Raw genomic sequence first — 15,225 nt, forward strand, 5'->3', positions numbered from 1 at the left:
CAGGTAGTCACCTTGTGGGTCAGCCCCTCACGATGGCAGATGATCAGGGGGCGCAGCTGGCCCGTAGGACTATTAGCGGCGGGCATGAGGATATTCCTCCAGATGCAGCTGGATCTGATTCATGTAGGCGCGTGTGTCGAAATAGAGTGGCTTCTGGTAGCGCTCAGTGCGTGGCACACAGATACGGCAGTTGGGTAAAGGAGGCTGGGGAGAGGCGCCCCGCTCCTTGCCAGGCCAGCGGCTACATCGCTTGTGACGGCCACGAGCAAGCAGCTACGCCTGGGAGAAGAGCCTGACGACCCGGCTCAGGCAGCCATGCAGCACTCCCTCCCTGGCTGTCATTTCGCCACCGGCACAAGCGCAGCGGTTGCGGGGAGGGCAGCGCCTGCTTGGCAGGCAAGACGGAGAGGCTGGGCCTCCCGGCAGACGCGGCGACCAGGCCAGCAGGGCGATGAGCATCGGGGTCGATGCTCACCCAGGGAGCCCGCCGCTCCCTCCGCAGGACCTGCGAGCGTGGCCTTCCATGTCAGCAGAGCAGACGGGTAAGGTTGCACAGCACTGCAGAGCCAGCCTGTCGCAGCCCGCCCTGGAAGAAGCGATCCACTCAGCCACAAGCCTCGAACAAGGCCGGGCTCAGGTCTGGATGGCGGGTAATCAAAGAAGCAGCGGGCAGGAACCATGCCAGGGCATCAGCTTCTCCCTGGGCATCGAGCCATAGCCCCTGGATGAAGGAGATCAACCTCTCCTCTTCCATAGAGACGTGCCGCCTTCCTCCCCTGGATTGATCCAGGGGAGGAAGGCGGCTCCCTCCTCTCCGTCAACATGGTCCTGGTCCCTCCTCCTGCTCTCTGTCTATGAGGTCCTGGGAACCTGAGCCGGAGCGTCTTCTCCCAGTGTGGAGGGCGGGGAAGTGATATCTCTACGCCTTCCCCTGGGGCTGCTGCTCTCGGGGGCATGTGGCATCACCGTGTCCAATACGCACGCTTCACTGCCTTCGGGAACAGCAGGAGTTAGAGCAGGAGGCGGGTCTGTATCCACACCTCCCAATAGTTCACTGGCGCCCCTAAAGCCGTCTGGGCTTTCGAAGTCGGCGGCTATCAGGTCTGCGCCAGGTGGCCCAAGGACCGCAAAGGGCGTGTGCTCACCTTTCGAGACATCGTGCAGTATCAGCAGAACGTGGCAGCGCTGGCGGAAACTCTCCAGTTGATGGAGAAGATTGAGGATGTCATCGAGAAGCATGGGGGGCTGACGACTCTACTAGTCGCCGGTCTGGAAGGAAGAAGTCTTGTCCAGTGGCGAACACGTCGCCTCCCAAAAAGACAAAAGACTCAGCTACCCTGAGCAGGAGGCGGACAGGGAGCTGGCCTCCCTCTCCTCAGGCAGCCTCCCCGTCTCTCACCGCTTCGCCATCAGGTTGGACGAGGCTGCGGGCCCTTCGCAGTCGGCGCCGTGCCGCCAAGTCCCTGATCCAGTCCGACGAGATAGGCGAAGACAGGAGAATCCATCAGGATGCCCGCTGGCCAGGCCCGCCTAGCGCACCAACCCTGGTAGCACCAGTGTGATGCCAGGATGGCGTCCATCAGGAGACCAGCACTGGCCCGCCCGCCACAGCGTTTCGGAGAACAGGGCCCTGAAGCGCTTAGAGGTAGGGCTGGTCGTCAGGAATCCTCGGTCTCGCCCAGGCGGATTACCTCTCCGGGCTTGAGCAGCCAGTGGCTCTCGGAGAGCAGCCACAGCAGGAGGCTGATCGCACTGGACCTTCCTACCGGCAGAGTCGCGGGCGCTGATGAAATATCCTGACGCTTGTGAGTGCTGCATGCCATTTCCACACTGCTTTCACCAGCCAGTTTTCCTCGCCAGAACAGCAGGATCTTTTTGTGTCCGCTCTGCCTCTCCTGCAATGATTGCCCGTGGCCGGAGCTTTGCCGACAGGTAAGCATGAACCGAAGGTGGCCCGTTGGGGAGCAGCTAGAAGGAAGGAGCACAGGCGCAGCCGGACGGATGAGGTGATCTGGCAGAGAGGAGCGAATGGTGAGCACCCTTGCAGAGCTGAAGCAACGATTGTCGCCGCGGGTTGGTGAACCGAGAGCTAGCCAGCTGCGCTTTTACCCTGGCTAGTGCGGTTCCCAGGCGATTGTTTACAGAGCAGGCTGTAGGAAGGAGCTGGTCTTAACCAGAAGAATCCCTTCCAAAGGGTGCTGACGTGGCAAAGGGTCACGAGGAATGCCTGGGGGGCCATGCCAGAGAAGATAGAAAGCGCCTCCATGACAGAGCAGGGAATTATCTAGCTTGCTGTGCTCTAGACATCCCAATTCAAGCTAGCGATGGGCTGGCCAGATCAAGAGCAACGGTGTTGGGGAAGCGCTGTAGAAGCTTGTCGGCCTATGGTCGGCGAATCAGACTGTGGCAGAGCTATGCAGCTCAGATGGGGAGATGAAGGCTGACCCTGGCCTGTGGAAACGCGAGGCGAGGCTCTGACAAAGTATGGCAAAAGGGGCCCGGCCCCTAAAAAAGAGGCAAACGGGCCCTTTCAGAGCAATTAATATTCGTATTGAGCGAGGGTTTTGGAGTAACAGGCAACTTGCTTGCTGCTCCTCTGGAATCTGCCTTTTTGGCTAGCGCAGCTCGTGAGCAATGTGCTCCGCTGACATCCAGGCCAGAGCCTGAATAGTTTCGGTTGGATTCGTCCCTGTGGCCGTAGGGAAGGTACAGCCGCCAAGAATATACAGATTGGGGACTTCGTGCGAGCGTTGGTAGCGATCAACAACCGATTCCTTGGGATCTTTGCCCATTCGAGCGCCGCCGAGATCATGGCAGCTCGCCACCCCCGTTTCGCGTGGCCCTCGCCACGTCCGAACCGCGCCCATCTCTCGCATCAACTCCTCCATACGATCCTGGAGAAAGTCAATGAGTCGCAGCTCGTTCGGGTAGAGATCGTAAGTAATGCGTATGACTGGCTGACTAAGGTCGTCCTTGACAACTGGGTCCAGATCTAAAAAATTCATCTTGTACGGCAGAGGCTCTGGTTGAGCACGCAGATAGGTAATATGGTTCCAATGTGTGAGAATAAACTCGCGATAGCGGCGGCCCCATCTCGGCACATCGGGGGGTACCTGGCTGGCCGCCTGAATGGGCTGGATCTGATTTTCCGTACCGATGGTACCACCGCGCAGGAAACCAAGGCCTGTATGATCAAAGTTGTCGCCATTGAGGTCGTCAATGGCAACAGCTTGGGCTACTGGTCCTCTGAACTTGTCCATTGGAAAGTCAGGGAAGAGCCCCGCCACCTCCGGGAACTGGCGAGTCATGAAGTACTTTCCCACCTGCCCATGATTATTGCTCAACCCGTTAGGGAAGCTCCGCGAGCTGGAGAGCAGCAGCAGGCGCACGTTTTCCCACGTGTAGGCGGCGAGCACTACCACACGCGCCGGCTGAAAATGGACCTGCCCCTCCTCATCAAGATAGGTAACGCCGCGTGCCTGGTCTCCCTGGCTCTCTACACGAACGACCCGGCAATAGGGACGCAGATCCAGATTACCAGTTTTGAGCGCTTTGGGGATGACTGTTACGAGCGTGGACGATTTAGCGCCGTTATAGCAACCATAGCCGCTACACCAGCCGCAATAGGTGCAGGCAGGGCGGCCATCGTAGTCCTGGCTGATGATCGCCGCCGGCACTGTGTACGGATGATAGCCCCGCCTCCGTGCGGCCTCCCGGAAGCGCTCCCCCAGAGGGTAAGGGCGCAGAGGTGGCAAGGGGTAGGGGCGGGAGCGCATCCCTTCAAAAGGGTTTCCGTTAGCCGAAGGCTCCTGACCACGTATGTTGCAAGCAATCCCTGACACCCCGAGAGCATACTCAACGCGATCATAATAAGGCTCCAGATCCTCATACGTCAGCGGCCAATCGGCCAGAGCGCTACCTTGCGGCAGTGCCTCTGCACCGTAACGCCGCAGGGTGTCGCTCAGCGCCGTGAAATCGCCTGGCATAAAGCGACGCGACCAGGCTCCGAAATGGATATCCCCACCCCCCACACCGTTCATCATACGGCCCAGGGAAAACGTTGCCGGACCAGCTGGCATACCCTCCCGTCGACGCCAGGTCGGGGCTGTATTGTTGAAGATTTTGCCAAGGGTATTGCGAAAATTGAACGCAGTCAGCTCATCCCAGGGAAAGTCGCTATTTGTCCAGGCGGGTCCTGCCTCTAACCCAACGACCTCCAAACCTTGCGTGGCTAAGACATAGGCCGCGATTCCGCCGGCAGCTCCCATGCCTACAATGCAAACATCAGCTGCTCGTTCTGAAATCATTGTGTCTTTCCCTCCGTCTCCCATTGAGCATTCTGCCAGCCGACCAAGCCGCGTACAGGATTAGGATAACCCAGTAACTTCCAGCCTAGCCCCTCCCGGTTACCTCCATAGTGGGGATCACTAAAGAGGCCCTCACGGACATGGGCTACCAGGTAGGAAAAGAAGCTCCCAGGGGCGCCCAGCGCTGTCATCTCTGGTGCAGTGACCTCAAAATGCTGCAAGACGATGTCCTGCTCCTCTGAAGTGAGGGCGAGAAAGGACCTAGCCATCAAGCGCTGGGATGTCTCCTCCAGAGCCTGTAAGCCACGCCGATAGATTTCTCGCCATGGTGTATCTAAACAACTGCCCAGACCGCAGATGTAGTCTGCTACTCCGAGGTCCTGGGTCGATAGTTCACCGGGATCAGCGGGGAAAATGCGGGCTACGACAGCTTCAATCAGAGGAAGCATTGTCCGCCATGCTGTAGCAGTATCTGAAGCGATATCACCATACATCCGCAGGAGCGCTTCATGCTTCGCTGCGACACGATGGATAGCGACTAAATCGCTATCAGACACTGGCTGCAGTGGGGCACGTACTGCGGCGTCGGGCAGCCGGCCAAGCGCGACCAGTAGCGCTTTTATTCGGGCACGGTAGTCACGCACAGGTGGAACGAAGAGGACATCGGCAATCTCTTGGATTGCCTGCCCCAGTTTCTCCACCTGTCTGGCATTTCCTTCCTGGACAGCCTTAACAAAGGCACACTGGAGACCAGTGGCAACTGCTCCTAGCCCGACGAGAGCCCCATCACCGCCAAGAATGAAGGACTCAGGGAGGAAGTTATCGTTCCCTGAGAGCACGCTCACCAGTGGCGCCGTGCGCCGTACGATGCGCATCGTCCTGAGATAGCGCACCGGATCAAAGCTCGCTTCCTTGATAGCTATCACTCCATCCAGGCGGAGCAATGCGACTAGCGTTTCTTCTGGATAGTCACATCCTCCTAAGGCCTCTTGCAGCTGGAAGAGCACAAAGTTATACCCTGCCTCGCTGAGAACACGGTGATAGCTGAGGATTGTCTTATCTAGTGCACGCGCTCCGCGAAAGGCAACATGGGGGAAGACAAGAAATACATCCGCTCCGGCATCCTTCAAACGAGCTGCCCGAGTCAGCATCTCGCGAGTATTGCCACCGGCTAGCCCACAGATGACCGGGATGTTCGGACCCATCACTTCTTTAGTGAGACTCACCAGACGCTCCCTCTCAGCATCCTCCAGAAGCGGACCTTCACCGGCATCGGTATTGATGGCAATGCCCCCGATCGCCATCCTGGCCAGATAGGCAAGGTAGCTGCGAGCAGCATCCCAATCGACTTCACCATCAGGTGTCATTGGCGTGATAGCTGCTGGAATCAGGCCTCGCAATTGCATATCTGCCCTCTTTTCATTTTCACTATATATCCCTGGAATTCTTCTACACCTATTCCGTCTGTGATTGCTTGCTGCGTCTGGCCCAGCGCTGAGCCAGAAAGGCCTCCTTTCGGCGGCGGGCTTCCTCCTGCGTTGCTGAAAAGCCTGCTGTTATCGCCTCTTGCTGCTCTCGTTCCACCGTGCCACCAGATAACTGGGCCTTAAGCAAGGCCAGTGTTGTGGGCTCGCAAGCGAGTACGCTCTCCACCAAGTGCTTCAGGCCGCCTGTAAGCTCAGACTCATCGAAGAGTCGATTCAACAGGCCCATCCGATAGGCTTCTTGCGCTCCAATCACTTCTCCAGTCAGGAGCAGTTCGCGGGCGAAGGCCGGGCCGACCACCTGCACCAGACGTGGGACCCCTCCCCAAGAGGGAGTGTTCCCTAACCGCGGCTCTGGGAATCCCATGAGGCAAGCCTGGGTTCCAATGCGGATATCGCAGGCCAGGGCCAGCTCCAGCCCTCCACCCAAAGCCGCCCCTTCGAGCACGGCAATGACTGGTACCGGTAAATCAGCCAATGCCTGAAACGCCCGACTCCCCAAGAGGGAGAGTTCCCTGGCTCTTGCCGGGCTCGACGTGGCCCACTCGTTGAGATCTGCTCCTGCTGAGAAGACGCCGCTGGACGAACGCAGTACCACAACCCGGACAGATCTATCAGTTTGCAGTGCTGTCGCCGTGGCCATCAGCTCTCGGAGCATGACCTCGTTCAATGCATTGCGCTTCTGGGGACGATCCAGCCAGATAGTCACATGGCTATCCCCATGATGTTCAATCCGCAGCGTTTCCATTTATGCGTGACCGTTCTGAAAGCGGTTTTGAAACCGATTGAGTGCCAAAGCCAAAATAATCACCACGCCAACCACTACCTCCTGATAGAATGCCTGTACATTCAGAAATGTCAGACCCGCCTGGAGGGTAGAGATTAACACTGCTCCCACTACTGCCCCTAGCATGCTGCCCTCGCCACCCATTAGATTGGCTCCACCCATCACAGAAGCAGCGATGGCTGGGAGCAGCAAGTCAGAGCCGGAGGTAGGATCGGCGGCTCCCAGCCGAGCAACGGAGATCATGCCCCCGAGCGCGCACAGGGCACCCGCAACCACATACACCGCCGAGGTGTAGACCGACAAGTTAATGCCAGCCAGCCTGGCTACCTCTGCATTGCCGCCAATGGCAATGGCGTACTCGCCGAGTTTGGTGTACTTTAAGGTCGCCGCTGCCAGGAGTAACACAGCGAGCAGCACCAGTACAGGTATTGGAATCGGACCGAGAGAACCCCCAAGGAGTCCTTCGAATGAGAGAGGAATACCGTAGACCGTTTGGCCGCCTGCGAGGATGAGGGCAATGCCTGCATAGATGCTCATAGTGCCCAGGGTAGCGATGAAGGGAGTGATCCGGATGAGCGTAATAATCAGACCGTTCACCAGACCGGCCAGAGCGCCAATGATCAGCGGCCCGATCAGCGCAATAGCAAACGAGGTCCCGTGAATCAACAGCAGCCCAGCGGAAACAGCGGAGACAGCCAGGATCGAGCCAGCGGATAAGTCAATGCCGGCAGTAATGATGACAAACGTTTCGCCAAGTGCGAGAAGACCTGTGACCACTGATTGCAGAATGATATTGATGATATTGTAACTACTCAGGAATCTAGGACTTAAAGCTGTAAAGACCAGGAACAGGACAACCTCGGCTACCACAATGCCGGTCTGGCGATACGTGCCGATGCGCGCTGCCTGGCGCAATGCACGGCTGAGCACTTCTGCTGGTCCTCGCTGGGTACCAAGCCCCTCTGTAGCAGGAGTCTGCGTTGACTCCGTCTGGCTCACCTGGTGTCGTCGCCCGTCGTGGCGATACTTTTCAACGGGCTCCGTCTGATGTAACATGCGCCGTTCCTTCATGGTTTGCCTCCGCTCGCATACATCACGATTATCTCTTCCGATGCTTCGCTGCGCTGCAGCTCTGCCACGATCTGTCCTGACCGCATCACCAGGATGCGGTCGCTCATGCGCAAGATCTCAGGTAGTTCCGAGGAGACCATCAAGATCGCTGCTCCCCGGGCTTTCAGCTGGTGCATCAGGCGATAAATCTCTGCCTTAGCACCTATGTCGATGCCGCGTGTGGGTTCGTCGAAGAGAAAGATGTCGCTGCCAGTCACCAGCCATTTCGCCAACACTACCTTTTGCTGCGTACCGCCGCTCAGCTGACGGACTTGGCGGTTGACCTCCAGGTTCGTACCAATCTGCCGGAGCGCGGCATGGGCTAGATCCCGTTGCTGTCGACGACTGATCCATCCGAACCGAGTGGGGAGAGCTGGTAGGGTGATATTGGTAGCAACCGACATTCCTAGTATCAAGCCTTGAAGCTTACGGTCCTCAGGAAGGAAAGCAATGCCCACCTTGATCGCATCCAAGGGAGAACGCAGATGTATGTGCTTTCCCCGCACATAGATAGCGCCGTGATCAGCACGATCAGCCCCAGCAATGCACCGCACGACCTCTGTTCTCCCGGATCCAACCATACCGGCAACCCCCACGACCTCCCCCCGACGTAGCGTCAGGCTAATATCATGAAAGATGCCGTTACGCGTGAGTCCTTCAACGCGCAGAATCTCTTCACCGGCCAGAGCAGACGAAGTATCTGTACCCGACTGAGTACCCTGCACCTCTGGCTGACGGCCTACCATCATACGAATGAGCGTAGCATCCGTGAAGTTCTCATCGCGCGTCAGGGTGCCAACCAGATGACCATCGCGCAGGACCGTTACACGATCGGCAAGCTCGAAGACTTCAGGGAGGCGATGCGATACGTACACCAGTGCATGACCGCTCGCCTTAAGTTCGCGAATGATGGCAAAGAGATGTTCGGTCTCCTGCATGCTGAGCGTAGCCGTAGGCTCATCCAGGATGATAACCCGTGCATCCATAGCAACAGCACGGGCCAACTCGATGATCTGCTGCTGTGCTACGCTCAGCTGTCCCACCGGGGTCATGGGATTCGCTCGGAAGCCAAGCCGGCGCAAAGCCTCGCTGGCTCGGACGCGAGCATCCGCCCAGTCGATGAGGCCCAGGCGACTTGCTTCCCAACCCAGCACAATGTTTTGAATTGCATTGAGCTGAGGAATGAGGCTGATTTCTTGATGCACCATGGCTAGGCCATAGCGGATAGCCGTCGCCGGGCTACGGAGAATAACCGCCCTTCCCTGAATCTCAATCGTCCCTCGATCCGGCTGGTAGGCCCCAAACATGATTTTGAGGAGAGTCGACTTGCCGGCACCGTTCTCCCCCACCAGCGCGTGTACTTCGCCGGGGAACACAGACATGCTCACGTCCCGGAGCGCCTGAGTCCCAGGAAAGTGCTTCCATATACCTCGGAGTTGCAGTAGTGGAGTGGTTGTCACGATTCTGCCCCCTTGCTCTCCGCCATCCAGAGCGATCCTCCAGCACTGGGACAGAGAAATACTCAGTGGCCCCAGTGCTGGTTAAAGCGCTAACTGCACGCTGGCGAAGACAGCTCAGGCTGTCTCGCTACAGGTAGAGGTCAGTCCTGACCTCGTTGTTGCTGTTGAAGAACTGGCTGATATTGTCAGCAGTAATTAGCTGAGCAGGCGCAACAATCCAGTCAGGCACGTGTTGCCCGGCAAGCAGCCGAACAGCTGCTTCGACCCCCCAGTAGCCCTCATAGTAAGGAAGCGGAGTTACCGTGGCGGACATCAGCCCGCTACGGATATCATCGAGTGCTTGTGGTATGCCATCGGTGCCGACGATGATAATCTTCCCCTTCAGACCAGCGTCAGCGACGGCTTTGGCAACGCCCACGGCCATCGTATCGTTGTTAGCATAGATGGCCTTCAGATTCGGATCCTTACGCAGAAGTTCCTGGGTATCACTGTATGCTGTAGCTTCATCCCAGTTGCCAGGCACGCTGGCTACTAACTTGAGATTACGATACCGGGCAATCCCCTCTTTGAACCCCTGGATGCGCAAGATCGCTGCACTAGATCCCGCCTGCCCTTCGATTTGAGCTACATCACCCCCTTGGGGCAAGCGCTGAGCAATGTATTGGGCGGCCTCGGTCCCATCCAGCTCGTGATCGGGTCCCACAAAGGTGGTAGCGTTCACACGAGCATCATCCACATTGATGATGGGAACCCCTTGCTGCTGCATACTTTGCAATGCAGGAGTCAAATTAGAGACGGACTCAGGGGAAACCAAATATGCGTCGTAGCGTTGTCCAACCATTGTCTGAGCAATGGTCAGCTGCTGAGTCGGCGACGACTCTGAACTCGCCGCCTGGACGGTCACCTGGACTCCGTAGCGCTGAGCGGCGGTCTCGACCCCTCGTTCGATCTGCTGCCAATACTGATTAGTTAGACTCTTGAGGATCACCCCGAAGCGTAGCTGTTTGGGTGCTGTCACCGGACCCATCGAGGTGGCCAAGTCAGCACCCTGGATTTTTGTCGCTGCAGGAGAGGCCGAGTGATAGGTATACGTCCTCGAGGACGAAGCGGACGGCGAGGAGCTCTCGCCACATCCTGTGAACGCTATAGCTGCTCCCATGAGCAGTGCGATAACCAGCCTAACCGTGTATGGCGTATTTCTCCACATGGCAAGTTTCTCTCATTCATTGAGACTACTGAACGACGCCTACGATCCGCAGCTGGCAACTGCATCTAGCCTAGTTAGCAGAACCTGCTTAGCTGTCCCCCTCCTTTCTATCCGTGTCATGATGATCTCTCTGCTGGATAAATGCCGCCGGCGGCTGCGTCTCAACGATATCACGAGAGGTATAACGTACAACCGCATGATGGTCAACCGTATGGCGGACAAAGACTTCATAGCCCACCGGCCCTGGGAGAAAGTAGCGTTCATCCATGATGCGGAGCTGAGGAGAGATAGCAGGACGAAAGGCCATATGAGAAAGGACATCTCGCTCGAGATCGACGCCAGGCGCGATTTCAGTCAGCACCAGGCCTTGATCCCCCAGCTCAAATACCGCGCGTTCGGTTACATACAAAACTGGTTGACCGCGTGCTCGCGCATAGGCAGCGTTAAATGTCACCTGTTCGACGTTCTCGACGAATTTGCGATGGGTCCCTTCTCGCTCAACTGATAGACGGCCATCCCGGATATTAACGAGCAAGTTACCCGCTGTCAGTGTTCCGCAGAAGACGATCTTGCGCGCATTCTGCGAAATATCTATGAAGCCCCCCGTTCCTACCAACCTGTTGCCAAATTTACTGACATTCACATTGCCATAACGATCGATCTCCGCGCACCCCAGAAAGGCGATATCCAAACCACCACCATCGTAAAAGTCGAATTGTGCTGGCTGGTCGATAATAGCTGTCGGATTGTATGCAACGCCGAAAATCAGACCCAGAGCTGGCCCACCTCCAATAACCCCTTGTTCGATGGTCAGCACGAAACGGTCGAGTAGACCCTCTTCTGCTGCTACAGCCGTTATTCCATCAGCCATACCCACACCCAGGTTTACTACAGCACCTGGCCATAATTCCGCAAACGCTCTCCGGGCCACTACTTTGCGTTCATTTAACGGCAGCCGGGGAATGACATCGACAGGCATCTTCAATTCCCCGCTAATAGCAGGATGGTACTCACCTTCGCTGGTCTGCCACTGCCCAGGCACGACCACGATCTGATCGACGATGATTCCAGGCACTACCACATGATGAGGGTGCAAAGTCCCCGCCCGGGCAAGCCGTTTGACCTGAGCGATCACCCGCCCCCCTGAGTTGTGCGCTGCCTGGGCAATAGCCAGCATATCAAGCACAGCCCCTTCCTGCTCAAAAGTCAAATTGCCTTCTTCATCGGCTGTAGTGCCCCGAATAAAGGCGAAGTCAATAGGAAACGCCGGATAAAAGAGATACTCACGACCCCGCAGCTTCACTACTTCTACCAGATCCTCCGTAGTACGGCTGTTCATCTTTCCTCCTTCGTAACGGGGGTCAACAAAGGTATGCAGGCCAACGTGCGTCACCAGCCCGGGGCGCCTCGCCGCGATCTCACGGTGGAGCTGCGCCATTACTCCTTGCGGGAAGTTGTAGGCCTCGATCTGATTGGTCAGCGCCAGCTGCCCCATCGCGTGGCTCATGGCCCAGTTCCCGGCGATCACCCGGCGAATCAGCCCCGGATGGGCCAGATGGGTCAGCCCCCCCGCTGTTCGATCACCAATACCCGTACAATGGACCAGGGTAAGATCCCGAGGGTGGCCTGTCGCTTTAAAGCGCTGCTCTAGAGCCACGAGCAAAGCCCGTGGCTCTAGGACCCCCCCACCTGACCCTCCGACACTGAGAACCGCCCCATCCGGGATCGCCTGCACTGCTTCAGCTGCTGAAACTACTTTACTCATCCATCTTCTCCTCCGGCCTGGCTGCCCTTAGAGCATAACTCCCCCGCCGTTCGGATACAGTGTCTGCCCAGTATAGAGAGAAGCGGCATCCGAAGCCAGAAACACCACCGTTGGTGCAACCTCCTCTGGCTTCCCCAGCCGTCCCAAGACGCTCTGCGCCATTTTATTGGCTAACCATGCCGGTGTGGCGTAGGGTCGCGTCATCTCTGTATCCAATGGCCCTGGGGCAACAGCATTCACTCGTATACCATATGGCCCGAATTCGCGGGCAAGAGCACGTGTGAGAGCCAGCACTCCCCCTTTCGCGGCACAATAGTGAGCCAGGGCTGGCGCTCCCTTCTGGCCTAACTGGGAGCTGATGTTGATCACAACCCCTTGGCGCCGCTCGACCATGTGCGGTAGCACTGCGCGAGTGCAGAGAAACACCCCTCGGAGATCCACGTCTATAATCTGATCCCACTGCTCGATCGCCAGCTCAAGAAAGGGAATTTCTGTCATGATCCCAGCGTTATTAATTAGAATATCGATGCGACCGAAGTAGTCCAGCACTGTAGTGACCATTCTGGCCACTTCCTCAGGAACCGCGACATTGGCGACCACCGGCAGAGCCTGACGACCACGCTGGATTACTTCACGAACCACCTCGTCTAGCTCGGGTCCAGCCCGCAGGTCGTTGACGGCAACATCTGCACCGGCTTCGGCCAACGCCAAGGTAATCGCTCGCCCCACCCCTCGGGCTGCGCCGGTGATCAAAGCGATGCGATCTTGCAGATTGAACAAATTCTCTCTCACTGTCCCACCCCTCGCTCATGTTGCATCGCTAGCTGGCCACTGCGTTCCGCCTGCCAATGCTCCATAATCCCCGGAGGGGCATAGATAAAGAGCAGATGGAGACTCTGATCACCGACATTTGTGAGTTGGTGGGTCATATTAGGCGGGATATAGACGGCGACTACGCCGGAGAGGATGGCCTGCTCGTCTCCCACCATCATACGTCCCGTGCCAGAAAGCAGCACATAAACCTCCTCATTCACATGATGATGCGCTGGAATACCTCCACCAGGGTCTATGACCGAGTAACCGATAACAAACTGGTCAGGCTGGATAGGGCTAGTAACTCCAGCAAGCAGGCGTGTCCAGCGTCCACTAGGAAAGTGTTCACCGGCTACTTTATCCAGATAGCAGACTTGCATGTGCAGACCTCCAGGCCTCTGAAATGTCACCGACGTATTTGCTCAGTTGTCTGGCAGCCACAAGACTGCCGGATGAGCAACTGTGGCTCAAAGAGCAGATGCATCGGGTCTGGCGCGGCGGTATGGTCGGACTCAGCAGTGCTGGATCCCTGAGCACTCTCGATACGGTCAATGAGCAAAGACGCTGCATGCCTGCCGATACCTAGCGCGTTACCATCAACGGTTGTCAGAGGCGGTGCAGCAATATCACTAAATGGCACATTATCGAAGCCGACCAGAGCTAACTGCTCTGGGATCAGACAGCCAGAGGCACGGGCAGCGCGAAGCACACCGAAAGCCAGATTATCGGTAGCAGCAAAGATAGCTGTGGGAGGATTAGCAAGTGCCATGAGCTGGCGGAACGCTAGCTCCCCGTCCTCAAGGCGCAGGCCCCCACGGATGACGAGGGTCGGATCTACATCAAGGCCGGCATCTTCTAATGCCTTGCTGTAGCCGCGCATGCGGTCAGCGAACTGAGCTATGTTCTCGGGACCCCCGATATGCGCGATACGCCGGTGACCATGCATCAAGAGGTGCTCTACCGCTAAATAGGCTCCCTTGTAACTGTCCACAATAACATAATCCACTGGTGCATCGGGCAGATGTCGGCTAGCTAAGATCACATGGGTATGCATACGCTTGAGCTTTAGCACTTCACGGTCGGTTAGCCGTACCGATGCAAAGATGATTCCCTCCACCTGTCGCTGGCGCATAGCCTGCACGATCTGATGCTCCTGTCTGGCATCTCCATCGGAACTGGCGAGTAACAGGGCATAACCTCGTGCTGTAGCGACATCTTCAATACCCTGGATGAGCTGTGGGTAGAAAGGGTTCAAGATACTGGCGACAATGACGCCAATGCAATGGCTCCGGTGATTGCGGAGGCCGCGAGCCGTGCTATTAGGCTGAAAATCCAGTTTCCGAATCGCTGCCTCAATGAGCTGCCGTGTGTGCTCCGAAACGTAAGGTGCATTATTCAAGTACTTGGATACCGTGGCTTTGGACACCCCAGCTTCTCGGGCTACGTCCTTGATTGTCACCCTCACAATGACCGTCTCCGTAATCTGGTCCTTTTAGGAAACCGATATCGGCCAATAATACCGGTATGGAACAAGGAATAAGATCTCTTACTCAAGCTAAGATAGGGAAACCGTTATCTGATACGGAAGGTAGTGTACCTGACTATAAGCTCTTTGTCAAGGGGATAACCAGCATGAATCTGATGTGAGATCGGCTCAGAATAGGAGGAAAATCTAGGAAACCGGTTTCCTATCTCGTCGCTTCGTTCTCCTCTTCTCGCTGCCGATGAGGAGACCGGCTCGGAGTCCTTACCGCCTTTCTTGCATTTCCTGAGATTCGTACACTCTTGCTTGAATGTTGTTGAGGCTTTCTATTCAAATATTCCTATGCAATCATATGATATCCTGCCCGCGCAGCACCGCATCCTCGATTTGACCTGTGGCCCCGACGGCTGGGACCTGGAACTGGCCTTTCACTTCCCCAACGCGCACGTCCTGGGGGTTGACATCAACCCCTAGGTGATCGAGTACGCCCGCACTCAAGCCTGGTCACGCGGCCTGGAGCACATCCACTTCCAGGTACTGAACGTCATGGAGCCGCTGGCCTTCCCCGACGGCGAGTTCGACCTGATCAATGGGCGACTGCTCTCAGAGTGTTATCGGCTGCTCACGCCGGGCGGGGTCCTCCACCTGACCGAGGTGGAGCCTCCCCCGACCACTAGTCCAGTGTTCGAACGCCACAGCGCCTTGGAGAGTGAGGCCCTGCGGCGAGCTGGCCAGAGCTGGTCGCCCGATGGCCGGCACATCGGCATCACCCCGGTGCTGCCCCGGCTGGTGCGCCAAGCGGGCTTTCA

Annotated in this window: 14 protein-coding genes and 1 pseudogene; 3 read left to right on the top strand and 12 right to left on the bottom strand. The window is 57.1% G+C overall.

Annotated features, from left to right (window positions below; genetic code table 11):
- Positions 1-604 precede the first annotated feature (604 nt).
- The gene (locus A4R35_RS24250; RefSeq protein WP_189361622.1) at positions 605-754 is read right to left on the bottom strand and encodes a hypothetical protein; all 150 of its coding nucleotides are present in this window, start codon (positions 752-754) and stop codon (positions 605-607) included.
- Between the two features lie 308 nt (positions 755-1,062).
- Here A4R35_RS24250 and A4R35_RS10170 point away from each other — a divergent pair.
- A pseudogene (locus A4R35_RS10170) lies at positions 1,063-1,341 on the top strand (type ISP restriction/modification enzyme); the annotation flags it as partial.
- Positions 1,342-1,658: 317 nt separating this feature from the next.
- On the opposite strand, the gene A4R35_RS24675 reads toward A4R35_RS10170, so the two are convergent.
- From A4R35_RS24675 to A4R35_RS10220, 11 genes are all read right to left on the bottom strand, one after another.
- Positions 1,659-1,823, bottom strand: coding sequence for a hypothetical protein (locus A4R35_RS24675; RefSeq protein ID WP_223258283.1), 165 nt, complete (start codon positions 1,821-1,823; stop codon positions 1,659-1,661).
- 792 nt (positions 1,824-2,615) lie between these two features.
- Positions 2,616-4,307 (bottom strand): GMC oxidoreductase, encoded by a 1,692-nt coding sequence (locus A4R35_RS10175; RefSeq protein WP_189361624.1) that lies wholly within the window; start codon positions 4,305-4,307, stop codon positions 2,616-2,618.
- Entirely contained in the window at positions 4,304-5,713 is a 1,410-nt protein-coding gene (locus tag A4R35_RS10180; protein ID WP_112429005.1) for a dihydrodipicolinate synthase family protein, read from the bottom strand. The genes A4R35_RS10175 and A4R35_RS10180 overlap by 4 nt, the downstream gene beginning before the upstream one ends.
- A 49-nt stretch (positions 5,714-5,762) precedes the next feature.
- The gene (locus tag A4R35_RS10185; protein ID WP_112429007.1) at positions 5,763-6,539 is read right to left on the bottom strand and encodes an enoyl-CoA hydratase/isomerase family protein; all 777 of its coding nucleotides are present in this window, start codon (positions 6,537-6,539) and stop codon (positions 5,763-5,765) included.
- Positions 6,540-7,634: an ABC transporter permease gene (locus A4R35_RS10190; protein ID WP_189361626.1), complete on the bottom strand. Its 1,095-nt coding sequence runs from the start codon at positions 7,632-7,634 to the stop codon at positions 6,540-6,542.
- An 11-nt stretch (positions 7,635-7,645) separates the two neighbouring features.
- Positions 7,646-9,076, bottom strand: a complete 1,431-nt coding sequence (locus A4R35_RS10195; RefSeq protein ID WP_262982325.1) for a sugar ABC transporter ATP-binding protein — start codon at positions 9,074-9,076, stop codon at positions 7,646-7,648.
- Between the two features lie 199 nt (positions 9,077-9,275).
- Complete coding sequence (locus tag A4R35_RS10200; protein ID WP_189361628.1) at positions 9,276-10,187, bottom strand: sugar ABC transporter substrate-binding protein; 912 nt, start codon at positions 10,185-10,187, stop codon at positions 9,276-9,278.
- A gap of 256 nt (positions 10,188-10,443) precedes the next feature.
- Positions 10,444-12,120: an acyl CoA:acetate/3-ketoacid CoA transferase gene (locus tag A4R35_RS10205; RefSeq protein ID WP_112429015.1), complete on the bottom strand. Its 1,677-nt coding sequence runs from the start codon at positions 12,118-12,120 to the stop codon at positions 10,444-10,446.
- A 27-nt stretch (positions 12,121-12,147) separates the two neighbouring features.
- Complete coding sequence (locus tag A4R35_RS10210; protein WP_223258284.1) at positions 12,148-12,912, bottom strand: SDR family NAD(P)-dependent oxidoreductase; 765 nt, start codon at positions 12,910-12,912, stop codon at positions 12,148-12,150.
- Positions 12,909-13,313 carry a cupin domain-containing protein gene (locus tag A4R35_RS10215; protein WP_112429019.1) on the bottom strand — a complete coding sequence of 135 codons (405 nt, stop codon included), beginning with the start codon at positions 13,311-13,313 and terminating at the stop codon, positions 12,909-12,911. The genes A4R35_RS10210 and A4R35_RS10215 overlap by 4 nt, the downstream gene beginning before the upstream one ends.
- 26 nt (positions 13,314-13,339) lie before the next feature.
- Positions 13,340-14,398 (bottom strand): LacI family DNA-binding transcriptional regulator, encoded by a 1,059-nt coding sequence (locus A4R35_RS10220; protein WP_112429021.1) that lies wholly within the window; start codon positions 14,396-14,398, stop codon positions 13,340-13,342.
- Positions 14,399-14,758: 360 nt separating this feature from the next.
- On the opposite strand from A4R35_RS10220, the gene A4R35_RS24680 reads away from it, so the two are divergent.
- Together A4R35_RS24680 and A4R35_RS24255 are read left to right on the top strand one after the other, a co-directional pair.
- Positions 14,759-14,890: a class I SAM-dependent methyltransferase gene (locus A4R35_RS24680; protein ID WP_146747172.1), complete on the top strand. Its 132-nt coding sequence runs from the start codon at positions 14,759-14,761 to the stop codon at positions 14,888-14,890.
- Positions 14,891-15,225: class I SAM-dependent methyltransferase (locus A4R35_RS24255; RefSeq protein WP_189361629.1), on the top strand; the 335-nt coding region annotated here is incomplete at its 3' end. It abuts the gene before it with no gap.

This window comes from Thermogemmatispora tikiterensis (genome assembly GCF_003268475.1).
GTDB lineage: Bacteria > Chloroflexota > Ktedonobacteria > Ktedonobacterales > Ktedonobacteraceae > Thermogemmatispora > Thermogemmatispora tikiterensis.

Coding starts and splice junctions, on each gene's coding strand:
- A4R35_RS24250 (WP_189361622.1), bottom strand. CDS start 754: ATGGAAGAGGAGAGGTTGATCTCCTTCATCCAGGGGCTATGGCTCGAT.
- A4R35_RS24675 (WP_223258283.1), bottom strand. CDS start 1,823: ATGGCATGCAGCACTCACAAGCGTCAGGATATTTCATCAGCGCCCGCG.
- A4R35_RS10175 (WP_189361624.1), bottom strand. CDS start 4,307: ATGATTTCAGAACGAGCAGCTGATGTTTGCATTGTAGGCATGGGAGCT.
- A4R35_RS10180 (WP_112429005.1), bottom strand. CDS start 5,713: ATGCAATTGCGAGGCCTGATTCCAGCAGCTATCACGCCAATGACACCT.
- A4R35_RS10185 (WP_112429007.1), bottom strand. CDS start 6,539: ATGGAAACGCTGCGGATTGAACATCATGGGGATAGCCATGTGACTATC.
- A4R35_RS10190 (WP_189361626.1), bottom strand. CDS start 7,634: ATGTTACATCAGACGGAGCCCGTTGAAAAGTATCGCCACGACGGGCGA.
- A4R35_RS10205 (WP_112429015.1), bottom strand. CDS start 12,120: ATGAGTAAAGTAGTTTCAGCAGCTGAAGCAGTGCAGGCGATCCCGGAT.
- A4R35_RS10215 (WP_112429019.1), bottom strand. CDS start 13,313: ATGCAAGTCTGCTATCTGGATAAAGTAGCCGGTGAACACTTTCCTAGT.
- A4R35_RS24680 (WP_146747172.1), top strand. CDS start 14,759: ATGCAATCATATGATATCCTGCCCGCGCAGCACCGCATCCTCGATTTG.